The sequence below is a fragment of the Pedobacter sp. UYEF25 genome, assembly GCF_054061655.1.
In genome coordinates, this window is sequence record NZ_JBSSEL010000011.1 from 138856 (window position 1) to 161195 (window position 22340).

A 22340-nucleotide genomic window follows, 5' to 3' on the forward strand; every position below is an offset into this window, starting at 1 on the left:
TTAGAACAATGAAAAAACTATTGGCTATCTGTTTTATTTTTTATGGCTCTATTGCTACTGCTCAACTGCGTTTTAAAACTGGTGATGAGGGCTTTGCTAATTTTTTAAAAAAGAATACCATTTATCCTCCGTTTTCTAAAAATAACTGCATACAAGGTACAACAGAAATACGATTCAAATTAGATGAGGAAGGCAAGGTGTATTTTTCTGCCATTTCTAAACGCATTGGCACCGACTTAGACGAGGAGGCGCTACGGCTTGTACGCATGAGTAGCGGAAAATGGCTAGTTCCCGCCGATTATGATACAACCACCTATGTGATTGTTCCAGTGAAATTTACTTTAGAAGGATATGGCTGCGAGACAAAAAGCCAAAAAGATATCAATCAAGCGATTAATCAATATCAAGTTGAACTTGCCAAAATAAGTACCATCGAGAATTTTTATAAAAATTATGACCTTGCTAAACCTGGGCAAGAACAGCAAATAACAGCCTTAAAAAAGCAATTGGGAATAGACGATGATTATCTAAATGAGCAGGTTAAAATGGGTTTAATGAAAGTTAAACAGGGAGACAATCAAGGTGCTTGTGAAGATTTTAATTTCGTAAAAAATATGGGAAGTGGTCTGGCAGACGATTATTTGAAGAAATACTGTAAATAAATGCGCGTTCTCGCCAAAATTTTTGCTGCTTTTGATGTGATTTCCATTGTCTTACTGTGCCAACCTATTTGGAGTTTAATAGTGCATTTTAACGAAATACCTCATAATTTTTTATCTCAAGTCCGTGTTTGGTTAACCTTTCCTCTATTCCTTTCATTATTTGCATCTGCCGTTGGCTTGGCCTTATTCAGAAAATTTGGCCCAATAACTTACTACGTTCAATTTCCTGTCCGCCTGTTAGTTTGGGTCTTCTCTATTGGATTTATAACCCTTTTGCCCGAATGGTTAAATTTATCCGAAAGTTGGTTTAACCTCCTATTTAGAATGTGCATCGTGGCAGAGTTCTTTCGGCTTTATTACACCGTAAAAATGAATAGAAGTTATTTTACATAATCGATTTAACCGCACCTTGTAAATTCCATTTAACAGGCTGTTTAATAATATTATCAAATACAAGAAGTTAAAATATCAGCTCCAATAACTTGTTGCCCCAATAATTTACCCAAAAAACCCTTACAAAATCACACTTATTGCTGCAGGCATAATCCTGGCGCAAACTTTATCTACTTTGCCAAGATATTCACCATCCACTTGAAAATCAGTTTTCTTAGACGGCGTTATCGTCACTTCTCGTGCCTGTAGTACCTCAATTTTTTTTGGATTTAATGGCAAACTCGTAAACCACATTTTAAAAATTTCAAAATAAGAATAATCCTTCACAAGAACCACCTCAAAAAGTTCATCGTCTAGCTTTCCTAAAGGATTAATTTTCAATCCAGAGCCATACATCGTTGCGTTTGCTATGGCAACCATGGCCGCTTTTGTATGTATTATTTCCTCACCAAGTCTCAAACTAACATGCATTTTCTTCTGATTATTCAACGCATGCCAAGCTGCTTTTGCGTAACCCCACATACCTCGATGTTGTAAACCATCAAAAATTTTAATTACATAGGCATTAAAGCCTAGGTCTGATAAATGGATACAGATTTTATCGTTTATCTGTACCACATGAATCGCCTTTGGCTTGCCAAATTGCACCAAATCCAATGCGCTTGGAATATCTAGTGGGATTCCAAGTTCCTTAGCCATCCCATTTGCGGAACCAGCCGCAATAACGCCAACTGGTATATGGCTATCAAGAATACATTCTGCAACTAATTTCAAGGTTCCGTCGCCACCGACTGCCACCACCCTATCTGGATTAGAATTATTAATTTTCTCTTTAATTTTCTCTAATGAACAATCTTTTGGCAGTTCGTAGAAGTCCAATTCAATATTCCGGGAGATGAAATGCTCAGAAATAATTTCTTTGAAATTCTGATTATGATCTCCCGATCCGGGATTTATAACAAACAACAGTTTCATTTTATTAGCCCGTTTTGATAAATTACTCTACAAACAACTTCACACAAACTCTGTTTTAAATTTATGAAGGAGACGACTAGCGTAAAAATTTATCACGGCTATGGACACACCGATAATTTAGTTGTTTTTGGCCATGTTTTTAAACAGAAGGCAACAGTTAACCAGCGCTTTAGTGATAACGTATGGATTAATATACGCAACCTATTTAAGCTTTTTATGGTTAAACCGCTTCCCTTTACAAATGTTAAACTTCACTTCTTTGGGGAAACTTACCTGAATAAAACCGAAGCGGACGGCTTCTTTAAGTTCGAGTGGCAAGCAACCGAAAGCATTTCTGCAGGCTGGCACGAAGTGAAAATAGAAGCCTTAAATAAGTATGGGGATGTGATGGCGCAAGAGGTGGGAAAAATATATGTACCGCACGTTACGCAATATGCCTTTATCTCCGATATAGACGACACGGTAGTAAATTCATATTCATCGACAATTTGGCAACGAATAAGGGTGCTTTTGACCAAAAATCCGCGAAGTAGAACCGTATTTCCAACAGTTTCAGAATATTATCAAAAGTTAGCAGTATCGCACACCACGCTAGACCAGCCAAATCCATTTTTCTATGTCAGTAGCAGCGAATGGAACTTGTACGATTATTTAACCGAAGCATTCAAATTTAATCAACTGCCAAACGGAATCTTCTTGTTGAATACCATCAAACAATTAAAAGACTTCTTCAAAACTGGAAAAACAGGTCACCAGTCTAAACTACTGCGAGTCATGCGCATTTTAGATGCCTTTCCAGCACAGAAATTTGTTTTTTTTGGTGACAATTCACAGCAAGATCCAAAGATTTATGAAAGCATAGTAGCACGGTATCCAAAAAATATTATAGCCGTTTATATTCGAAATGTGCGATTATCCAAAACAGAAATGACTTTGAGCCTGTTAAAAAAAATTCAGCAACAAGGAATTTCAACGTGCCTTTTTACCAAAAGTGAGGAGGCAATGGAACACTCGAAAAAAATTGGACTGATTGCCGAAGAAGGAATTTCTTAATAAGTTGGCGGGAAAAAACGGAGGCAATTTTTTGTATTTTTGCGCCCATGGCAATAATAAAACCTTCGTTGGCTAAAGGCACCAGAGATTTTTCTCCGCAAGAAATGTTTAAACGCAACCACATTTTCAACACCTTAAAACAAGTGTTTTTAAAATATGGCTATGCAGAAATCCAGACCCCGAGCATAGAAAATCTAAATACCCTCACTGGGAAATATGGCGACGAAGGAGACAAATTGATTTTTAAAATTTTGAATAGCGGAGAATTCTTGAGTGATCCAAAGAAGAAATCTTTTGATTTTGCAAGCGATGAAAACAGCAATGAATTAACACCCCTAATTTCAGAAAAAGCATTGCGTTATGACCTTACTGTTCCTTTCGCAAGATATGTAGTGATGCATCAAAGTGAACTGACCCTCCCCTTTAAACGTTTTCAAATTCAACCCGTTTGGCGAGCCGATAGGCCTCAACGCGGAAGATATAGAGAGTTTTATCAGTGTGATGTGGATGTGGTGGGATCGGAAAGTTTACTAAACGAAGCTGAATTTATTCTTATATATCACCAAGCTTTGTCTCTGTTAGGTTTAAAAGATTTCGACATAAAACTCAACAACCGCAAAATTTTATCCGGCATTGCCGAAATTATCGGCAAACCAGAACTCATCATATCAATGACAGTAGCCATTGATAAGTTGGATAAAATTGGTATTGACGGCGTAAATAAAGAATTGTTGGTTAAAGGATTTACAGAAAATGATTTAGAAATTCTTCATCCCATTATCTTACTGGAGGGAAGCAACGCTGAAAAATTATCGCAGTTAAAAGTGTCACTATCCGCATCAGAGATTGGTTTGAAAGGAATTCTAGAGCTAGAAAATGTATTGGAATATGTGAAGTTACTCACAACAAATAATTTCGAAAAATTTGGCAATTCCATCAAGCTAGACATTACTTTAGCACGAGGATTGAACTATTATACGGGCTGCATTTTTGAGGTCAAAACCAACGAAGTTGCCATGGGAAGTATTGGCGGCGGCGGCAGATATGATGACCTTACCGGCATGTTTGGACTGCAAAACTTAACTGGTGTTGGTGTATCCTTTGGTGCAGATCGAATTTATGACGTGTTAGAAGAATTGAATCTTTTCCCTATTTCTACCTCGGCAGGAACAACTATATTAATAAGCAATTTTGATGAAACTGCAGAAAAGTATGCTTTACCCATTCTCCAAAATCTTCGATTAAAGAATATCGCGTCAGAATTGTACCCTTCTGCAGCAAAGCTAAAAAAGCAGTTGGCTTATGCGGATGCTAAAAATATTCCTTTTATGTTACTTATTGGAAGCGATGAGATGCAGAGCAACTTGCTCACTTTAAAGAATATGAAGACTGGCGAGCAACAAAAGATCGCATTCACATCGCTGATTGATTTTTTAGAAGCGAATGCGAAAGTGCCCAAGTACAGTTCGTTATAACATAGCCAAACCCTTTTATCTATTGTTTATAAAAAAGTCCTACTAAAGTACCTTTAATAGAAGGCCTTTTAAATATTCTCCTTCTGGAAATGAAATTCTGATGGGGTGGTCTTGCGGTTGCGAAAACTGTTTGATAATCTGCACTTCTTTGCCGGCATCTAGCGCTGACCAGGCAATTATTTGCTTAAAAGTTTCTAAATCTACTGCCCCAGAACAGGAAAATGTAGCAAGCAAACCGCCTTTTTCCAACAAGTGCATGGCAAGTCTATTTAAGTCTTTATAGGCGCGCGCTGCTCTATCCAAAGCGGATCGTGACGGTGCATATTTTGGTGGATCTAGCACTATAATATCGAAGAGTTCACCAGATTCCTTAAACGCACGGAGTTGTTTATTCACGTCTGCTTGGATGACATCTAACCTTGTTCTGTCGAAGTTGTTTAAATCGATGTTTTGCCCTAATGTACTCAGCGCCAACGCAGAACTGTCTACACTTGTTACTGAAGCAGCACCCTTACTAATTGCGTTTAAGCTAAAGCCGCCGCTGTAACTAAAGCAATCTAGCATTTTCTTTCCTTCGGAAAATTGAGCTAAGACCGCTCGGTTTTCTCGTTGATCACAATAAAACCCAGATTTTTGCCCTTCAGAAATATTGATGTGATAATTAATCCCGTTTTCTTTTACCGCTAAAAATTCTGGTGGTTGTTCTCCAAACAAAAGTTCATTGGTGGTCATTAGACCTTCATGCGCCCTAGCTGTCGCATCGCTTTTATCAAAAATACCTTTGGGGTTTAAATGTTTTTGAAGCAGGTTCAGAACGTCTGCTTTTACATTATTGATGCCAGCACTTAGAATTTGTACCGATAAAAAATCTGCATACTTATCAACAATCAGTCCCGGGATAAAATCTGCTTCACTAAAAACCAACCTACACGTATCAGTTTCGGCCGATAAAACGGTTGCACGCAAAGCAAAGGATTGTTTCAACCTCGCTTCATACCATTCAACATCAATAATTGCATTTTCATCCCAATCTAGCAACCTTATGGCTACTCTAGATTTGCCATTAAAATGACCATAAGCTAAAAACTCGCCGTCGGCTGCAAATACTTTTACCACTTCTCCATCGCTAGGCGTTCCTTTAATTTTATTAAGGGCACCAGAAAATACCCAAGGATGTCTTTGAAGTGGCGCTTTTTCTTTGCCTTTTTGTAAAACGATTTCTACCATGAAGCAAATGTAGATAAAAGCGCGCATAGGTTTTACCCAAGATGCGCGCTAAGTTTTTGCAAAAAAGAGTTAATTATAAGTCAAACTTAATTCCTTGTGCCAATGGAAGGTGGTCGGCATAATTTATGGTGTTGGTCTGCCGACGCATGTAGGCTTTCCAAGCATCAGATCCACTTTCTCTGCCCCCGCCCGTTTCTTTTTCACCCCCGAACGCACCGCCAATTTCTGCACCGGATGTGCCGATATTAACGTTTGCAATGCCACAATCAGATCCTTTAACAGATAAGAATTGTTCTGCTTCTCGAAGATTTAATGTCATTATCGTTGATGAAAGTCCTTGAGGAACAGCATTCTGTAAATCAATTGCTTCATCTAAGGCCTTGTATTTAATCAGATACAAAATCGGTGCAAAAGTTTCGTGTTGTACAATGGAAAAATCGTTTTTAACTTCTGCAATGCAAGGCTTTACATAACAGCCACTGGAATACTCATCACCAGTTAAAACACCTCCATCAACTACAAAAACACCTCCTTCGGCTTTACAATCTGCGATCGATTTTTTATAACTTTCTACCGCAGCTTTATCAATTAGCGGCCCTACGTGATTGTGCTCATCCAACGGATTTCCTATGCGCAGTTGCGTATATGCTTTTATCAGTTTTTCTTTAAAAACATCATAGATACTTTCTTGAATAATCAACCGTCTGGTGGAAGTACAGCGCTGACCTGCCGTTCCGACTGCACCAAAAACGGCGGCAATTAAACTCATGTCTAGATCTGCATGTTGCGAAATGATCATGGCGTTATTTCCTCCCAATTCTAGTAGACTTTTTCCCAAACGTTCGGCAACAGCTTTGGCTACTTCTTTGCCCATTCGGGTCGAGCCTGTTGCAGAAATTAGCGCAATGCGCTTATCGCTTGCCATCTGTTCGCCAATAACCCGATTGCCAACAACCAAATTACTTACGCCTTCGGGAACTTCATTTTCTTTTAAGATTTTCGCCAAAATATGCTGACAAGCGATGGCGGTCAGCGGCGTTTTTTCTGATGGTTTCCAAATACAAACATTTCCGCAAACCAAGGCTAAGGCAGTATTCCATGCCCAAACTGCTACTGGAAAATTAAAAGCCGAGATAATTCCGATAATGCCTAGCGGTTGCCATTGCTCGTACATTCTGTGCAGCGGGCGTTCGCTAGGCATAGTGAGCCCGTAAAGTTGTCTCGATAAACCTACTGCAAAGTCGCAAATGTCTATCATTTCCTGAACCTCGCCCAATCCTTCTTGCAGACTTTTGCCCATTTCATAACTTACTAAAGTGCCAAGATCTTTCTTTTGCGCACGTAAAGCATCCCCAAACTGCCTCACCACTTCGCCACGCTTTGGCGCAGGGACCGTGCGCCAGTATTTAAATGCTTTTTCTGCTTTGGCAGCAACTATTTCAAAATCAGCAGCTGTTGCCAAGTTTGCCGATGCAATGACCGTTCCATCTACAGGAGAGAAACTTTCTAATTTTTCGCCTTGATGGGAAGCGCCCCAATTACTGCCTGTAGAAAAAGCAGCGTTATGCGTATCTATATTTAACTCTTTTAAAATGCTTGCGATGTTTGCTTTCATAACCATCAATTTACATAAAATAAATTCAAAATGTAATCAAAGAGTTTACATTTGTTCGCGACTAATAAATAATAACATAATTAGCCGCTATAATTAACTTAATTTCAAGAAAGACCAATGAAAAGTAGACATTTTCTTTTAGCCATTTTGGCTTTGGCGTTCACTTTCGTGCAGCCAAGCTACGCACAAAAACAACCTTACAACATCGATTTTAACCGCGCCGAATATCGTGTCACTGCGACAAAAATAAATGAGTTGGTACATACCAAGTTAGACGTTTCGTTCGATTATGCGAAGCGGTATCTTTATGGTAAAGAGTGGCTAACGGCCAAACCGTACTTTTATCCAACTGATTCCTTGACTTTAGACGCGCAGGGGATGGATATTAAAAGTGTTTCGCTGATTGTTGGAAACGGATTGACAAAATTAAAGTATGACTACGATGGGGAGAAATTATCGATCAGATTAAACAAGACTTATCAAAAAGGCGAAAAATATACCGTCTACATTGCTTACATCGCCAAACCAGATGAACTAAAGGTCAAAGGAAGCGCGGCCATTACCGATGCAAAGGGGCTGTATTTTATCAATCCGGATGGTATGGATAAGACCAAGCCGACTCAGATTTGGACACAGGGCGAAACGGAATCTAACTCTGCATGGTTCCCCACCATTGATAAGCCTGATCAGAAGACAACTGACGAAATTAGCATGACTGTCCTTAGCAAATACACCACTTTAAGCAATGGTAAACTTGTAAGTCAGAAAGTAAACAATAACGGCACTAGAACGGACACTTGGCGGATGGATTTGCCACATTCTACTTATTTGTTTATGATGGCTGTTGGCGATTTTAAAATTACAAAAGATAAGTATAAAGATAAGGAGGTCAACTATTATTTAGAGCCAAAATATGCTCCTTATGCCAAACAGATTTTCGGAAAAACACCGGAAATGATTAAATTTTACAGCAATACTTTGGGCGTAGACTATCCCTGGAACAAATATTCACAAATCGTGGTACGTGATTACGTTTCTGGGGCGATGGAGAACACGACGGCGACGTTGCATGGCGAACAAGTTCAAAAGACAGATAGGGAACTATTAGATGGCAACCAGGAAAGTACCATCGCCCATGAACTTTTTCATCAATGGTTTGGAGATTATGTAACTGCCGAAAGTTGGAGTAATATTACGATGAATGAGTCTTTTGCAACATTTGGCGAAATTATTTGGAGTGGACACGATGCCGGAAAAGATGCGGAGGAACAAACGAGGTATGATAAATTAGCATCTTACTTACGAACCACGAAAAATGGGGAAAGTCCAATTTTAGCGCGTTTTTATTACGACAATAAGGAGGATGTTTTCGACAATGTAAGTTATCCCAAAGGGTCGCTAATTTTATATGCCCTTAAAAATCAGATGGGCGATGCGGCATTTTATGCCTCTCTAAAAAAATACTTAACTGAAAATGCTTTTAAAAATGGGGAAACTCATCAGTTGCGGCTGGCAATGGAAGCTGTTACAGGAAAAGACTGGAGTCCTTATTTTAATCAGTGGTATTACAACGGCGGTCATCCAATATTAAACGTAACCTACAGTTATAAGGGCGGGAAAGAGACGATTAATATAAAACAAGTGCAAGATAGTTCTGTGCAAACGTTTTTACTTCCTTTAAAAGTAGACATCTATGTGAGCGGAAAGAAGATTAGAAAAGACATACTCATTAAAGATCGTGACCAAACTTTTACGTTTGATGTTTCGGGAAAACCAGACCTTGTCGACCTAGATGCTGATAAAATTTTAGTCGGAGAAATCGAAGACAATAAAGTTTTCGAGGAATATGCTTATCAATACGATCATGCGCCAAGTTATAAAAATAGAATTGAGGCCTTAACATTTGCCTCGAAAGCAAAAACAGCCTTATCGCAAGTGTTGCTATTGCAGGGTTTAAGAGATAAGTCTGCTAGTTTGCGTTCGATAAGTGTAAGGGGATTAGATTTGACAGATGCTGATGCTAAAGCCAAAGCGCTGCCTATCCTGGTTCAGCTAGCAAAAAGCGACAAAGACACTGGTGTTCGGGGATCAGCTATCGCAAAACTAGCAAGCACAAGCGATGTGCAGTACAAAAACTTGATGTTGGACGGTATAAAGGAGAAATCTTACAATGTTATTGCCGCGTCTATAACAGGTTTGGCCACGCTAGCTCCACAGGAAGGAACAAGTGCTTTAGCTGGTTTGGATGAGGATACAAAAAAGCACATTTCTGGGTCTATAGCAGGTTTATACGCAGCAAACGGTGGTGATGAATACCAACAATTTTTCGAAAATATTATGGAAACAGGAAGCAGAGGAGAGGTTTTTGGGGCGATAGGACAATATTTTCAATATTTAAAAAACAATACCAATCCAGTTGTAACCGAAAAAGGGTTGAAAGATATCGAACAAGTTATTGATCGGTTAAAATTACAACAGTATTTATCCAAGCAACTTGGCACGGCATTTCAAACAGCAGCCGAGGGCAAAACAAAACAAGCTTCAGCCATAACTGGATCGATGAAAAAAAACCTACAAAAGCAAGCGGAGTTATTCAAAGATGCGGCGAATATTTTAAACAGCCAATAAATTTCGAAGTTTTACCGCTACGCAAGTTAATCGTCATAAAAACAAAGGGAATGATTTAATTCATTCCCTTTGTTTATTTTTGCCGTTTAAAAAAATTTGAATGAAGGTTCTTGTAGATTATCTAAGAAAACATACTTGGATTGTTGTGTTGGCATTAATTCTTGCTGCTGTAAATATTGGGTTTTCATTATTAGATCCATACATTACGGGCAGAATTTTAGACAAATACATCAACAAGAAAGATGTATTAACTCATAGTCAATTTTTATGGGGCGCTCTTGGTTTAGTGGGGTTGTCAGTTGGTGCGGCGATGATTTCTAGAATCGCTAAAAATTTCCAAGACTATTACACCAATGTAATTGTTCAGAAAGTTGGTGCCGAGATGTATGCAGATGGATTGAAACACTCATTGCAACTTCCATACCAGGTGTTCGAAGATCAGCGTAGCGGGGAAACGCTAGGTATTTTGCAAAAGGTTAGGATTGATTGCGAAAAATTTATTACCTCTTTTATTAGCGTTTTATTCATCAGCCTGATCGGGATGATTTTTGTAATTGTTTACTCTTTCTCAATTAGCTATAAAGTAACACTTGTGTACTTTGCCGCAATCCCGATCATTAGCTTTGTCAGTTGGTTTTTGAGCAGAAAAATTAAGGCCATTCAGCGGTCTATTTTCGGCGAAACAACCGCTTTGGCTGGATCGACAACCGAGTCTTTGAGAAACATCGAGCTTGTGAAAAGTCTTGGACTTGCAGATCAGGAGATTGCACGCTTAAATAAAACAACTTATAAAATTTTAGGCTTAGAGTTGCGTAAAGTGAAGTATGTACGCAGCATGAGTTTTGTTCAAGGAACGACGGTAAATCTGGTGCGTAGCACAATGGTATTGGTTTTATTATTGCTAATTTTTGAAAACACCATCTCAGCCGGACAGTATTTTTCCTTTCTGTTCTATTCTTTTTTCCTGTTTGGGCCACTACAAGAACTCGGAAATATTATGCTGACTTGGAGAGAGGCAGATGTTTCGCTGATAAATTTTAAAGGCATTTTAAGTAAGCCGATAGACGAAAAGCCCAAAAACCCGGTTACCATTGAACGGCTATCTAGTCTAACATTCGACAATGTGAGCTTTAAACATCAAACGGCGAAGGTAAATGCATTAAATGATATTTCTTTTGAAACAAGTAGCGGAAAAACAATTGCATTTGTAGGACCATCCGGTTCTGGCAAATCTACGCTGGTAAAACTTTTAGTAGGTCTTTATAATCCACAGGCGGGCGAGGTGTTGTACAATAAAATACCTAGCAAAAAAATAGATCTCGATACTTTACGAGAGAAAATCGGTTTCGTAACCCAAGATACCCAGCTCTTTTCCGGAACCATTAGGGAAAATTTGTTATTCGTGAAACCAGATGCTACCGATGAAGATTGTTATAGGGTGTTAAAACAAGCCTCTTGTTATACTTTACTGTCTAGAGCAGATCATGGCCTTGACTCTATCATTGGTGAAGGCGGTGTAAAGGTTTCGGGAGGCGAAAAGCAAAGGCTCTCTATTGCTCGAGCATTACTAAGACAGCCAGACATTTTGGTTTTTGATGAAGCAACCTCTTCATTAGATTCCATTACCGAAGAGGAGATTACTAACACCATCAAACATGTTTCTAAGGCAACTGAACACATGACCATAATCATTGCCCATCGATTATCTACCATTAAACATGCAGATACGATTTACGTTTTAGAAAAAGGACACATTATAGAAAACGGTACGCATGAAGAGTTGATTGAGCAAAAAGGACTTTACCAAGCCATGTGGAGGCAACAAATTGGCGAACGCGTTGTTGAGTATTAAAGTTTTAATCTAATTTACCTTAATTGATATGGAGAGTAATCAATTTACCTTGCTTATTTTAATTGGCATTATTGTCTATTTAGCGCTAGTTATAAGTGCCATATATCATAATTCGGTCAGTGCAAAATCGGCCCCACAAAAGCTAATATGGTATGCCGTAATTATTTTCGCGCCATTTATTGGCTCGATTATGTACTGGGTATTAGGTAGGAAATAATACCAAACAAGATATAACCTCCTTTGTATTTCTCCTAATCTTAAGGGATAATCACCGTTTAATCCTACTAAATTAAATCGGTAAAGCACGGCGATCTATAAATTAACGTACTAGCAATTTATTTTGTAGCCTAAAGCATTGGCTTAAAATAGTTTTTTACTGAATTATTCGGTTTTAAAAGGATGGTTGCGCCAAGGCGTACAAGTTACTTGAGGCATTTGCGACGAACAAACAAAGAGCTAATGGAGATGTAGTAATTAATTTTAGATGAGATCCTTTTTTCACCTACAATGCAATGCCCCATAGACATGCCTTAAATCATCACTCCCTGTTCGGTTAACAATAAAATTAGAATAACAACAGAAGATACTGACTATAGTCTTCTTTATACCCCCCCCCACATTCCAGTTTTAATGTAGAAAGCGCTAATGGCTATTTTTTACGTGGTAGCCCCATTTTATCATTTATACGATTAAGTTTCAAGTAAGAGCGACTACAATTTTAACTTGCCCATCGTTACTTATCCCAGTAATTGCGCCTTACTAAGCACTTTGCGTGTTAATGTCTTCTAAACTTAACTTGGTAAGGTTTTTTGTTTTAAACCAAGTTAGCTCTGCAATGGCAATCGTCATGCTGCCCCCAAATACCACAGCCGGCACAGTTCTCATCAATTTTGCAGTTAGTCCAGATTCGAACGCGCCAATCTCATTACTTGATCCAATAAACATACTGTTAACGGCTGATACTCGTCCACGCATTTCATCCGGCGTAAGTAATTGCATAATGGTAGAACGAATAATTACGCTTATGCTATCAAATGATCCTTCCATAAACAAAAGACACAAGGTTAGATAATAATTTTTAGATAGTCCGTAGCAGATAATACTTGTTCCGAAACCGGTTACCGCAATTAGCAAATTTCGCCAAGGTTTTTTCATTGGTGAGTAACGTGTCATGACTAGCATAGTCACGACGGCGCCAGCAGAAGAGGCCGCACGCATATATCCCAAACCTTCTGCGCCAACTTTCAGAATGTCGTGGGCAAAAACAGGTAGAAGAGCCACTGCACCACCAAAGAAAACTGAAAAAAGGTCTAAACTCATTGCCCAAACCATCATTCGGGTCTTGAATACAAATTTTACACCTTCAGAAAGGCTCTGCATGATGTTTGTTGTTGGAATAAATTTTGGCTCGTGTTTCTTAAGAAACAAAATGCACACCAATGCTGCTGCAATAAAAAAGATGATGAAAAAATACGTAACGGTGATGCCATAGAAGCCATAAATCAAGCCGCCTACTGCCGGTCCTATGATAGATGCAAATTGCCAACTAGAGCTGTTCCAAGTAGTTGCGTTTGGATAAAGTGCTCTCGGGACAATCTGCGCCATAATAGAAAAAGTGGCGGGAGAGAAAAATCCTCTCGCAATTCCGATTCCAAAAACCATGGTATACATAATAGGCACGACGTAGCTTCCTAATATATATTGATGCATATAATTGGAAGTGGCTATAAGCATAACCAATGAACATAAAAATACGCCCGAAAAAACCTTAATAAGTAATCCCCTTTTTTCTGTTTTATCTGCTACATAACCACCATACAGTGCAATGCCAATTGCAGGAATTGCCTCACATAGACCTACCAATCCTAATGCAAGCGGGTCATTGGTAATTTTATATATATGGAATCCAATAATAACTGCCTGCATCTGATAGGCGAACGTAAAGAAGAACCGCATTCCCAAGTAATAACGAAATTCTTTAATTTTTAGGGATACGAATGAATCGGGTTTCTCGTTTTCAGGAAAATCTTTGTCTACCAACTGCTTTTTTTGAATGCCACAAAAATAGCTTTTGAAAAGGGAAATCGAAAGAAAATAAGGATGTTTAATCTTTTGTTACAACAGCGATTTAGACTTTACAGAAGAAATGTAAACCACTAAAATAATTGTAAAATTTGGCATAAGGCATGAGGTCAATAGATTATAAAAAAGAAGACATAACGTTTATGTAGGACACCTGAAACATTTAACTCAAACTCCGTTTAAATGCTCCAAATTTCCCTTTTTCGATCTTGGGCACAACTAACCCTATTTCTAAAAGTCTTGTTTAAATCAGCTAATCTTATCCATAGAAATGCCTGTAGATTTTTGCAGCAAAAATGTTTTTAGCAAGCTGTTCTCTGGTTTATTTAACCTCGGATCGTCCTCAAATAGTTCTAAAACTGTTTTACGAGCCTCTATCAGAATATTCTGATCGATGGCTAAGTTTGCCAACTTTAGATTTAATACGCCGCTTTGTTGTGTTCCTGTTATGTCTCCGGGGCCTCGTAGTTGCAAGTCGATTTCGCTAATTTCGAAGCCGTTATTGGTTTTAACCATTGTATCCAACCTTAATCGGGCTTCGTTACTGAGCTTGTTGCCGCTCATCAAAATACAAAAAGAATGTTCCGCCCCTCTTCCAACTCTCCCTCGCAATTGGTGTAATTGCGAAAGCCCAAAGCGCTCTGCATTCTCTATAACCATAACGGATGCATTTGGAACATTTACGCCTACTTCAATTACAGTTGTGGCCACCATAATGTTACGGTTGCCCTCCACAAATTCTTGCATTTCAAATTGTTTATCGGCATTTTTCATCTGGCCATGTACAATGCTGATTTGATAATCGGGCCTTTTGAATTCAAACCCCAATTGTTCTACACCGGCTTCGAGATATTTTAAGTCAAGTGTCTCGCTCTCCTTTATGAGTGGATAGACCACATATACTTGTCTCCCTTTTTCAATCTCTTGCTTCATAAACCCAAACATTCTCAACCTTTGGCTTTCGTATAGATGCATGGTCTCGATCGGCTTTCGACCTGCAGGAAGCTCGTCGATCATTGACACATCCAAATCGCCATACAGTGTCATGGCGAGTGTACGCGGAATGGGGGTCGCGGTCATGACAAGAATGTGCGGCGGAATAAAGTTCTTTCGCCAAAGCTTTGCGCGCTGTTCAACCCCGAAACGGTGTTGTTCGTCTATCACCACCAGTCCCAGATTCTTAAACTGCACTTTGGGCTCTATTAAAGCATGTGTACCAATTAAAATGTCTATTTCTCCTTTTTCTAATTGTTGGTGCAGTAAGCTTCTATCTCTTTTCTTAGTGCTGCCTGTTAAAATAGAGACGTTTATTAGATCATCACCTACAAGTTCACAAATAGAGATATAATGTTGCCTGGCTAAAATTTCGGTTGGCGCCATCATGCAAGCCTGATGGCCATTATCTATAGCCAATAGCATACTCATTAACGCCACAACCGTTTTTCCACTTCCCACATCTCCTTGAATAAGCCTATTCATCTGAGCGCCGGTCTGGGTATCACTACGAATTTCCTTAATTACCCTTTTTTGAGCATCGGTCAATTTGAACGGCAAATATTCGCTATAAAATTGATTAACTTTCTCTCCGACCTTAGCAAATACTGCGCCCTTAAATTTTTGTTGACGAAGTTTTTTGGCATTAAGGAGCTGAAGTTGGATAAAAAAAAGCTCTTCAAATTTTATTCTTCTGGTTGCGGCATTTAGGTCTGCTTCATTCTTGGGAAAATGAATGTTTAAGAGCGCCGAATTTCTACCTGGAAGACCATATTTCTTCAGCACATGCTGTGGAAGATTTTCCTCGATGTGAGCAAGCGCCTTATCCAATACAGAAACCGTTAATTTCTGTAATCCCTTGCTATCTAGGTTAAACTTTTTGAGTTTTTCTGTAGAGCTGTAAACAGGTTGTAAGGTGACATTTCCTCGAATTTGTTTGGCATGTTGATAGGGCTCTATCTCCGGATGTGAAAAGCTAAACGAGCCATTAAAGAAGTTTGGTTTACCGAAGGCGATGTAGGCACTCCCGACTACCAATTGATCGCTTACCCAATTAACATTCTGAAACCAAACAAGTTCCATTAAACCGGTATCATCCCTAAAAGAAATAACTAAACGTTTAGCTCTTTTCTCTCCAATAATGTTTTTACTTAAAATCCTGCCTACAATCTGCACATATGGTGTGTCTGCAGTGAGCGCACTAATCTTTAAAAATTTTGTGCGATCTATGTATCTAAATGGATAATAAGTTAATAAGTCTTCTACGGTAGCTAAATTTAATTCCTTTTTCAAGGCCTCTGCCCTAGTTGGACCAACCCCTTTTAAAAACTCAAGCCGCATACTTAAAATAGAATCTTGCAAACTACTAGGGTTTAATGAAGATGTTAAGCTTTAGGGCGTAGAGAAGTTTAAAATTAGAAATAGATTCTATTAAAAGCAAATAAAAGTCCATAGCGCAATGTATTTCAATAAAGGAAATAGAAATTTTTGTCGAATTCGCAATAGAAATTTGCTACCGTTTTAAGTCATGTCAATACATCTTTAAAGAAAAGATTAATCTTTTTGAATGGCGACGAGAACTATGGAGAAATTAACTTGCCATTTATTGAGTAATTATAGAATAGCAGTTACTGATATTTCGACATTTACATTCTTAGGAAGCGCAGCAACTTGTACGGTTTCCCTAGCTGGAAACTGACTTGAAAAATATTCTCCATAGACAATGTTAACGGAAGAAAAATCATTCATATCTTTTAAAAAAATTGTGGTCTTAATTACATTCTCAAAACCTAAGTTAGCTTCTAGGAGCACCGCAGATATGTTTCTCATTACCTGATGAGTTTCCTCTTCTATAGTGGTTAAATTTAGTTCACCACTTTCTGGGTTTAAAGCAATTTGACCGGACACAAAAAGAAATCCGTTTGCTGCGACAGCCTGGCTATATGGTCCGATAGGGGCGGGCGCGTTTGATGTTTGTATTATTTTTTTCACGAGTTGAGATTATTTAGAAAATTAAGATTTAGTTAGCCATTGAATTAATTTGAAAATAATCCCGGCGACAAAAACTGCAATTGCCAATGCATTTATAAAATGCATGATTTTCAGGTTGATATTGGTTGGCCGGTTAGGGTCTTTTTTCCTAAAGAAGTACATAGTCAAATTTAAATAAACCTTTTGATTTTTTAAAATAATAGATGTCATCTAAAAATCGAAGATAAAAAAAAAGGTTCCGGAATTTCCGGAACCTTTTCTTAAACTATAAACCAAATATTAGTTCCTAGCAGTTTCAACACGACGGTTTTGGATACGACCTTCTTCAGTATCGTTTGAAGCAATTGGATTAGCTTCGCCATTACCTTTAGTCATCACTTGACTAGAATTAACACCAGAATTTACTAAGTAAGTTTTAACAGAATTAGCTCTGTCTTTAGATAACTTCATATTATATGCAGCAGTACCTTCGCTAGAAGCATAACCATTCAAGGTTACTTTACCACCGTTTTCACGTAATGTAGAAGACAATTTATCTAATGTTGGGTAAGATTCAGTTTTCAAAACTGAAGAGTTAAAATCAAATTGAATAGATTCCATTCCAGTTACATTACTCATGGCTGCAACTGGTGCAGTCATTGCAGGAAGAGGACAACCAGAACCGTCAACTGCTGTACCTGCAGGAGTACCTGGGCACTTGTCAAATTGATCAGAAACACCATCACCGTCAGAATCTTTTTTCAAATCTTCAACAGCTTTTTCTACGTTAGAAACACGATTTTTCAATGCTTCAACTTCTTGACGTAAAGATGGATCTTTCAATTCATCATACATTGTTGCCAATGGGTTTGACCATTCTAAACTTGGTTTCGAAGACGAACCTAAAGAGAATTCTAAACCAGCATAACCGTAAGAGAATTTATCTTTAGAAGTTCCTTTTGCATAAACGCCATCCAAATTATCTTCATCCATGAAGTTCATGGTATAACCTAAATTAAAGTTAACACGCTCAGAAACCTTAAATTTAACTCCCACACCTACAGGAATGTAGAAAGAGTGGATGTAATCTTTAGTACCAGTCGAACCAACAGAATTGTTTCCGTTAGCACTACCATGTTTACCTTTACCATCAACAACAGAACCGTTTGCCATAGTTACAACAGGGTTGTAAGCAATGTAACCAGCACCAGCAGTAACGAAGAAACCTACAGAATTCTCACGACGTAAGAAATCTACAGACCCAACATTAACAACACCACGTAAATCTGCAGCATACTGAAGTTGAGTTTCAAATGATTTTGCAGTAGAACCAGCACCGTAAATTGAATTGTCATTAGAACCAGAAAGCTTTCCGCGAACTCCATTCAATTCTAACGCAAATGCGTTTCCTAATTGCTTACGAATATTTAATCCGTAACCCAAGTTAACGTCCCATTTGTTAAAATCGTTTGCGCCACCGATTGCAATAACAGGTGCTAAAACGCCACCGTTAATACCGATTGACCAAGTTCTGTATTGGGCTCTTCCGCCAAATACCTTGGTTGAGGACGACATAGAAGTCGCCATAGGAGAGGACATTGCAGTGGAATCTTGAGCTGAAGCAAGAGAAGCTACTCCTGTTGCTGCAACTAAAGAAAGCACTAGTCCTTTCTTCAAAGTAGAATAATTCATAATCTTTTTTTTAAGGGTTAAATACTAATTAGTTAATCTTTTTGTCAAATGCAAAATTAAACAAAATTTTAAATTTTCAAACATTTATACAAAATCCGTTCCAAATTTCTTAGTTCGCGTTGTATTAATTACATTTGAGTTTCATCAAAAACACCCACCAGAGCATCATGAAGCAGAAAAACATCAGCAACAAGTTATTTATATTAAATCGAGAAAACTTTGCTAAATCCCTTAAAAGCAACAGTTTGGCCGTTTTCCAGTCTAATGATGAGTTTCCACGAAGTGGTGATCAAGCTTTTATCTTTAAGCAAAACGCCGATTTATTCTACCTTTCGGGCATAGATCAAGAGCAAACTATTCTATTATTATTTCCGGATTGTCCTAATCCATTGTACAGAGAAGTCCTTTTTTTAAGACAGACAAATGATCACATTAAGGTATGGGAAGGCTATAAATATACAAAAGAAGAAGCGACAGAAACTTCGGGCATCAAAGCAATCTTTTGGTTAGATGATTTCGATTCCGTTTTGCAGAGCATTGTGTATTATGCAGATCAGATTTATCTTAATTCCAATGAAAATGATCGGTCCGTTTCCGAAGTTCCGTACAGAGATATAAGATTTATTCGGGAGATGAAAAGCCGATTTCCTTTACACCGCTTTGAACGGGCAGCTCCGATTATGCGTGCGTTGAGAGTTATAAAATCGGACGTTGAAGTGAGTTTAACTCAAAAGGCATGCGACATTACAAGAGATGCATTTATCCGGGTTTTAAAATTTGTTAAACCAGGGGTTCAAGAATTTGAAATCGAGGCAGAGATTATTCATGAATTTATCCGGCAGGGCGCTACCGGACATGCGTATTCCCCAATTATCGCCTCGGGCTATAATGCTACCATCCTTCATTATAATGACAATAGCAGAGTATGTAAGGGCGGCGATGTGATCTTATTTGATTTTGGAGCAGAGTATGCCAACTATAATGCAGACATGAGTCGATCTATTCCTGTAAATGGAAAATTTTCTCCCCGACAAGCTGCGGTGTATCTATCGGTGCTCCATGTGATGAAAGAATCTATCAAGTTATTGAAGGCAGGTGCAAATTGGAACACCTATCACGAGGAAGTTGGCGAACTGATGACCGAGCAGCTCATTCATTTGAAGCTTTTGACCGTAGAACAAGTAAAAAAGCAAGACCCACATATGCCTGCTTATAAAAAATATTTTATGCACGGTACGTCTCATCATCTAGGAATAGACGTCCACGATTTTGCAGGAAAATATACGCCATTTGCAGCAGGCAATATTCTTACAGTAGAGCCGGGAATTTACATTCCTGAAGAAAATTTAGGTATAAGGTTAGAGAACGATTTGTTGATTACTGCAGATGGAACTATAGACTTGATGGCACACATTCCCATAGAGCTTCAAGAAATTGAAGACATAATGAATAGTTAAGTGCTGGTTGCTGCTTCACTTTCAGATTTTATGTCAAATTTGCTCTTGGCATCTCTGGGCTTAGATCTCTATCCCATCAAAAAGGTTTAGAGGATTGATCTCGCTTCAAACTTTAATACAGTCAAGAGCTGCAGATAAAGCGATTTTTAAAAATTTAAATCAGCTTACCCGATTAACATTTTAGGGCAAGGATAAACCCTTTGCCGGTTTCATTGTTTATGCCTAAAATGTATATCCCATGGACAAAGAAAAATTAATACAGGAAGCCTATTTGGTTTCGCATATTTTAGAGGAAAACGGAAACTTTCCCAACAACGCAAAATATCCATTAATGGTGTATAAAGGCGCATTGCTGATCCATCCAAATGAAACTGAAAAGGCAATAAAAACTCTTTTTGCACAAAATGGGTATAGCAACGCGTGGATAGATGGGATTTTTGACTTCCATCATTACCATAGCAATACGCATGAGGTTTTGGGTGTTTTTTCTGGCAAAGCAGAAGTGCAGTTTGGTGGAGAACATGGTGTGAGCATAGAATTAGATAAAGGAGATGTGGTGGTTATCCCCGCAGGCGTTGCACACAAAAGCCTAAGCGCTAGTACAGATTTTAAAGTAGTGGGCGCTTACCCAAAGGGGGCCGAATATAATCTACGCCGTGGAACACATGAAGAATTTGCGGAAGCGAAAAAGGAAATCGAAAATGTACCGCAGCCAGATAATGATCCGGTTTACGGACGTAAAGGACATTTATTCGAATGTTGGTATAAGCAAAATTGCCAAAATGTTTAAAACTCTTTAAAGTTTACGAAACAAAATTCTTTAATTTTCGGGCTTTAAATTTAGCATTACCCACATAAATGAATTTTCGTTACTTATTTGCAGTATTAGCCCTCTCAACCACTATATTCGCCTCTTGTTCCGGCAAAAAAGCTGATGAAACGAAAGTTGCTGAAAACAACAAAATTAGGACTGTTGAAGATGATAAAGCGGATAGTATTTTAATTTCCTACAATCCTGCAAAAGCGGATAGGTGGATAGCAGATTTTGTAAGCACCCTGCATAAAAAGTATGGTTTTAATGGCAATGTACTTGTTGCGAAGAAGGGAAAAATCCTCTATCAAACCGCCATTGGGTGGGCAGATTATCTTCACCGCGATAGTTTAAAAATAAACTCTGAATTTGAGTTGGCATCCATTACCAAAACATTTACCGGAACTGCCATTTTACAATTGGTAGAAGAAGGAAAGATATCTTTAAATGATGATGTAAAAAAGTTCTATCCTAATTTTCCTTATGATGGCATTACAGTTAAACTGTTGTTAAGCCATCGGAGCGGAATGATGAATTACGTTTATTTTATAGACGATATTTTTAGGAAGGAAAAGCGCAACATGAAAAAGGGCGTTACAAATAAAGAGGTAATGGATATTATTGCAGAAAGAAAGCCCCATCCATACATTAAACCAAATGTGCGCTTCCATTATAACAATTCTAACTTTATGGTGCTTGGCGCCATTATAGAGAAAGTTACTGGGCAGCGGTATTCACAATATATGATGGACCATGTGTTCAAACCTGCCGGATTGAAACACACGCACGTCTACAGTAAATCTGAATATGAAAAAATACCAGTAGATGTGGTTGGACACGATCGAACATTTAAATACTCAGTTGCCCAAAACTTTTTAGATGGCCCAGTCGGGGACAAAGGAATTTACAGTACCGTGCATGATTTGCTGCTTTTTGATAAATACTTGAAGAACGGGCGTTTATTAAAGCCAAGCACACTAGATTCTGCATATGTCGGCCGCAATAAAGCAGTTAACGGCCATTTTAACTATGGGTATGGCTGGAGAATTTTTGAGGGGAAAAACATGGATCAGGTCATCTACCATACTGGTTGGTGGCATGGCTTTAGGCACATTTATATAAGAGACACTAGCAAAGATATCGTCGTGATTTTTTTAGGGAATTTAACCAATGGTAGTTTGCTGCATTTGGATGATTTGTACAAACACTTGGATATGCCAATTATTAGAAAAGGCGCTTACAGAGGAGACGGCGGGTTGCCAGGTGCCGATGAGGATTAGAATCGAGAAATTTAAGCGCAATTACAAACAGCTTTAAACATTTTGGGCGTGCCCCAAGCTGCGCAAGGGTCGGGTCATTTGTCTTGTCCTAGAATAGGTTTACACAAAAAAGTGTAAAATATGGGCAAAAATATGATTCAAAAAGCAGGTAAAGATTTTACCGATGCAGAAAAA

17 protein-coding genes are annotated in these 22340 nt (G+C 38.4%); 9 read left to right on the plus strand and 8 right to left on the minus strand.

Going from position 1 to position 22340, the window contains the following annotated elements; genetic code table 11:
• The first annotated feature begins 8 nt into the window (after window positions 1-8).
• A complete protein-coding gene (locus ACVWYG_RS12000; RefSeq protein WP_457270462.1) occupies window positions 9-662 on the plus strand; it encodes a TonB family protein in 654 nt (217 codons plus the stop codon).
• Between the two features lie 513 nt (window positions 663-1175).
• Here ACVWYG_RS12000 and ACVWYG_RS12005 read toward each other — a convergent pair.
• Complete coding sequence (locus ACVWYG_RS12005; RefSeq protein ID WP_457270463.1) at window positions 1176-2030, minus strand: diacylglycerol/lipid kinase family protein; 855 nt, start codon at window positions 2028-2030, stop codon at window positions 1176-1178.
• 63 nt (window positions 2031-2093) lie between these two features.
• On the opposite strand from ACVWYG_RS12005, the gene ACVWYG_RS12010 reads away from it, so the two are divergent.
• Both ACVWYG_RS12010 and hisS read left to right on the plus strand, forming a co-directional pair.
• On the plus strand, window positions 2094-3083 hold the full coding sequence (locus ACVWYG_RS12010; protein WP_457270464.1) for an App1 family protein: 990 nt from the start codon (window positions 2094-2096) through the stop codon (window positions 3081-3083).
• Between the two features lie 47 nt (window positions 3084-3130).
• Window positions 3131-4558, plus strand: coding sequence for a histidine--tRNA ligase (gene hisS / locus ACVWYG_RS12015; RefSeq protein WP_457270465.1), 1428 nt, complete (start codon window positions 3131-3133; stop codon window positions 4556-4558).
• A 42-nt stretch (window positions 4559-4600) separates the two neighbouring features.
• On the opposite strand, the gene ACVWYG_RS12020 is transcribed toward hisS, so the two are convergent.
• Both ACVWYG_RS12020 and amaB read right to left on the minus strand, forming a co-directional pair.
• Window positions 4601-5785 carry a class I SAM-dependent rRNA methyltransferase gene (locus tag ACVWYG_RS12020; RefSeq protein ID WP_457270466.1) on the minus strand — a complete coding sequence of 395 codons (1185 nt, stop codon included), beginning with the start codon at window positions 5783-5785 and terminating at the stop codon, window positions 4601-4603.
• Window positions 5786-5858: 73 nt separating this feature from the next.
• Window positions 5859-7400, minus strand: a complete 1542-nt coding sequence (gene amaB, locus ACVWYG_RS12025) for an L-piperidine-6-carboxylate dehydrogenase (protein ID WP_457270467.1) — start codon at window positions 7398-7400, stop codon at window positions 5859-5861.
• Between the two features lie 117 nt (window positions 7401-7517).
• Here amaB and ACVWYG_RS12030 point away from each other — a divergent pair, with 117 nt between their 5' ends.
• The 3 genes from ACVWYG_RS12030 to ACVWYG_RS12040 all read left to right on the plus strand — a co-directional run bounded on the left by ACVWYG_RS12030 (window position 7518) and on the right by ACVWYG_RS12040 (window position 12097).
• Entirely contained in the window at window positions 7518-10028 is a 2511-nt protein-coding gene (locus ACVWYG_RS12030) for a M1 family aminopeptidase (protein WP_457270468.1), read from the plus strand.
• A gap of 100 nt (window positions 10029-10128) precedes the next feature.
• Window positions 10129-11880, plus strand: a complete 1752-nt coding sequence (locus tag ACVWYG_RS12035; RefSeq protein WP_457270469.1) for an ABC transporter ATP-binding protein — start codon at window positions 10129-10131, stop codon at window positions 11878-11880.
• Between the two features lie 28 nt (window positions 11881-11908).
• Window positions 11909-12097, plus strand: a complete 189-nt coding sequence (locus ACVWYG_RS12040) for a PLDc N-terminal domain-containing protein (protein WP_457270470.1) — start codon at window positions 11909-11911, stop codon at window positions 12095-12097.
• A gap of 542 nt (window positions 12098-12639) precedes the next feature.
• On the opposite strand, the gene ACVWYG_RS12045 is transcribed toward ACVWYG_RS12040, so the two are convergent.
• From ACVWYG_RS12045 to ACVWYG_RS12065, 5 genes are all read right to left on the minus strand, one after another.
• Complete coding sequence (locus tag ACVWYG_RS12045; protein ID WP_457270471.1) at window positions 12640-13920, minus strand: MFS transporter; 1281 nt, start codon at window positions 13918-13920, stop codon at window positions 12640-12642.
• Between the two features lie 291 nt (window positions 13921-14211).
• On the minus strand, window positions 14212-16317 hold the full coding sequence (gene recG, locus ACVWYG_RS12050) for an ATP-dependent DNA helicase RecG (RefSeq protein WP_457270472.1): 2106 nt from the start codon (window positions 16315-16317) through the stop codon (window positions 14212-14214).
• Window positions 16318-16569: 252 nt separating this feature from the next.
• Window positions 16570-16947, minus strand: coding sequence for a RidA family protein (locus ACVWYG_RS12055; protein WP_457270473.1), 378 nt, complete (start codon window positions 16945-16947; stop codon window positions 16570-16572).
• A gap of 21 nt (window positions 16948-16968) precedes the next feature.
• A complete protein-coding gene (locus ACVWYG_RS12060; RefSeq protein WP_457270474.1) occupies window positions 16969-17157 on the minus strand; it encodes a DUF6728 family protein in 189 nt (62 codons plus the stop codon).
• A gap of 69 nt (window positions 17158-17226) precedes the next feature.
• Entirely contained in the window at window positions 17227-18618 is a 1392-nt protein-coding gene (locus ACVWYG_RS12065; protein ID WP_457270475.1) for an OmpA family protein, read from the minus strand.
• Window positions 18619-18785: 167 nt separating this feature from the next.
• Here ACVWYG_RS12065 and ACVWYG_RS12070 point away from each other — a divergent pair, with 167 nt between their 5' ends.
• The 3 genes from ACVWYG_RS12070 to ACVWYG_RS12080 all read left to right on the plus strand — a co-directional run bounded on the left by ACVWYG_RS12070 (window position 18786) and on the right by ACVWYG_RS12080 (window position 22166).
• Window positions 18786-20075 (plus strand): aminopeptidase P family protein, encoded by a 1290-nt coding sequence (locus ACVWYG_RS12070; protein WP_457270476.1) that lies wholly within the window; start codon window positions 18786-18788, stop codon window positions 20073-20075.
• Window positions 20076-20313: 238 nt separating this feature from the next.
• Complete coding sequence (locus tag ACVWYG_RS12075; RefSeq protein WP_457270477.1) at window positions 20314-20865, plus strand: cupin domain-containing protein; 552 nt, start codon at window positions 20314-20316, stop codon at window positions 20863-20865.
• A 68-nt stretch (window positions 20866-20933) separates the two neighbouring features.
• On the plus strand, window positions 20934-22166 hold the full coding sequence (locus ACVWYG_RS12080) for a serine hydrolase domain-containing protein (protein WP_457270478.1): 1233 nt from the start codon (window positions 20934-20936) through the stop codon (window positions 22164-22166).
• Window positions 22167-22340 lie beyond the last annotated feature (174 nt).

Bases quoted from the DNA above. Each gene is read 5' to 3' on its own strand.
- ACVWYG_RS12060 (WP_457270474.1), bottom strand. From the start codon at position 17,157: ATGACATCTATTATTTTAAAAAATCAAAAGGTTTATTTAAATTTGACT.
- ACVWYG_RS12035 (WP_457270469.1), top strand. From the start codon at position 10,129: ATGAAGGTTCTTGTAGATTATCTAAGAAAACATACTTGGATTGTTGTG.
- ACVWYG_RS12075 (WP_457270477.1), top strand. From the start codon at position 20,314: ATGGACAAAGAAAAATTAATACAGGAAGCCTATTTGGTTTCGCATATT.
- ACVWYG_RS12070 (WP_457270476.1), top strand. From the start codon at position 18,786: ATGAAGCAGAAAAACATCAGCAACAAGTTATTTATATTAAATCGAGAA.
- ACVWYG_RS12065 (WP_457270475.1), bottom strand. From the start codon at position 18,618: ATGAATTATTCTACTTTGAAGAAAGGACTAGTGCTTTCTTTAGTTGCA.
- ACVWYG_RS12030 (WP_457270468.1), top strand. From the start codon at position 7,518: ATGAAAAGTAGACATTTTCTTTTAGCCATTTTGGCTTTGGCGTTCACT.
- amaB (WP_457270467.1), bottom strand. From the start codon at position 7,400: ATGAAAGCAAACATCGCAAGCATTTTAAAAGAGTTAAATATAGATACG.
- ACVWYG_RS12010 (WP_457270464.1), top strand. From the start codon at position 2,094: ATGAAGGAGACGACTAGCGTAAAAATTTATCACGGCTATGGACACACC.
- ACVWYG_RS12080 (WP_457270478.1), top strand. From the start codon at position 20,934: ATGAATTTTCGTTACTTATTTGCAGTATTAGCCCTCTCAACCACTATA.
- ACVWYG_RS12040 (WP_457270470.1), top strand. From the start codon at position 11,909: ATGGAGAGTAATCAATTTACCTTGCTTATTTTAATTGGCATTATTGTC.
- hisS (WP_457270465.1), top strand. From the start codon at position 3,131: ATGGCAATAATAAAACCTTCGTTGGCTAAAGGCACCAGAGATTTTTCT.
- ACVWYG_RS12020 (WP_457270466.1), bottom strand. From the start codon at position 5,785: ATGGTAGAAATCGTTTTACAAAAAGGCAAAGAAAAAGCGCCACTTCAA.
- ACVWYG_RS12000 (WP_457270462.1), top strand. From the start codon at position 9: ATGAAAAAACTATTGGCTATCTGTTTTATTTTTTATGGCTCTATTGCT.
- ACVWYG_RS12005 (WP_457270463.1), bottom strand. From the start codon at position 2,030: ATGAAACTGTTGTTTGTTATAAATCCCGGATCGGGAGATCATAATCAG.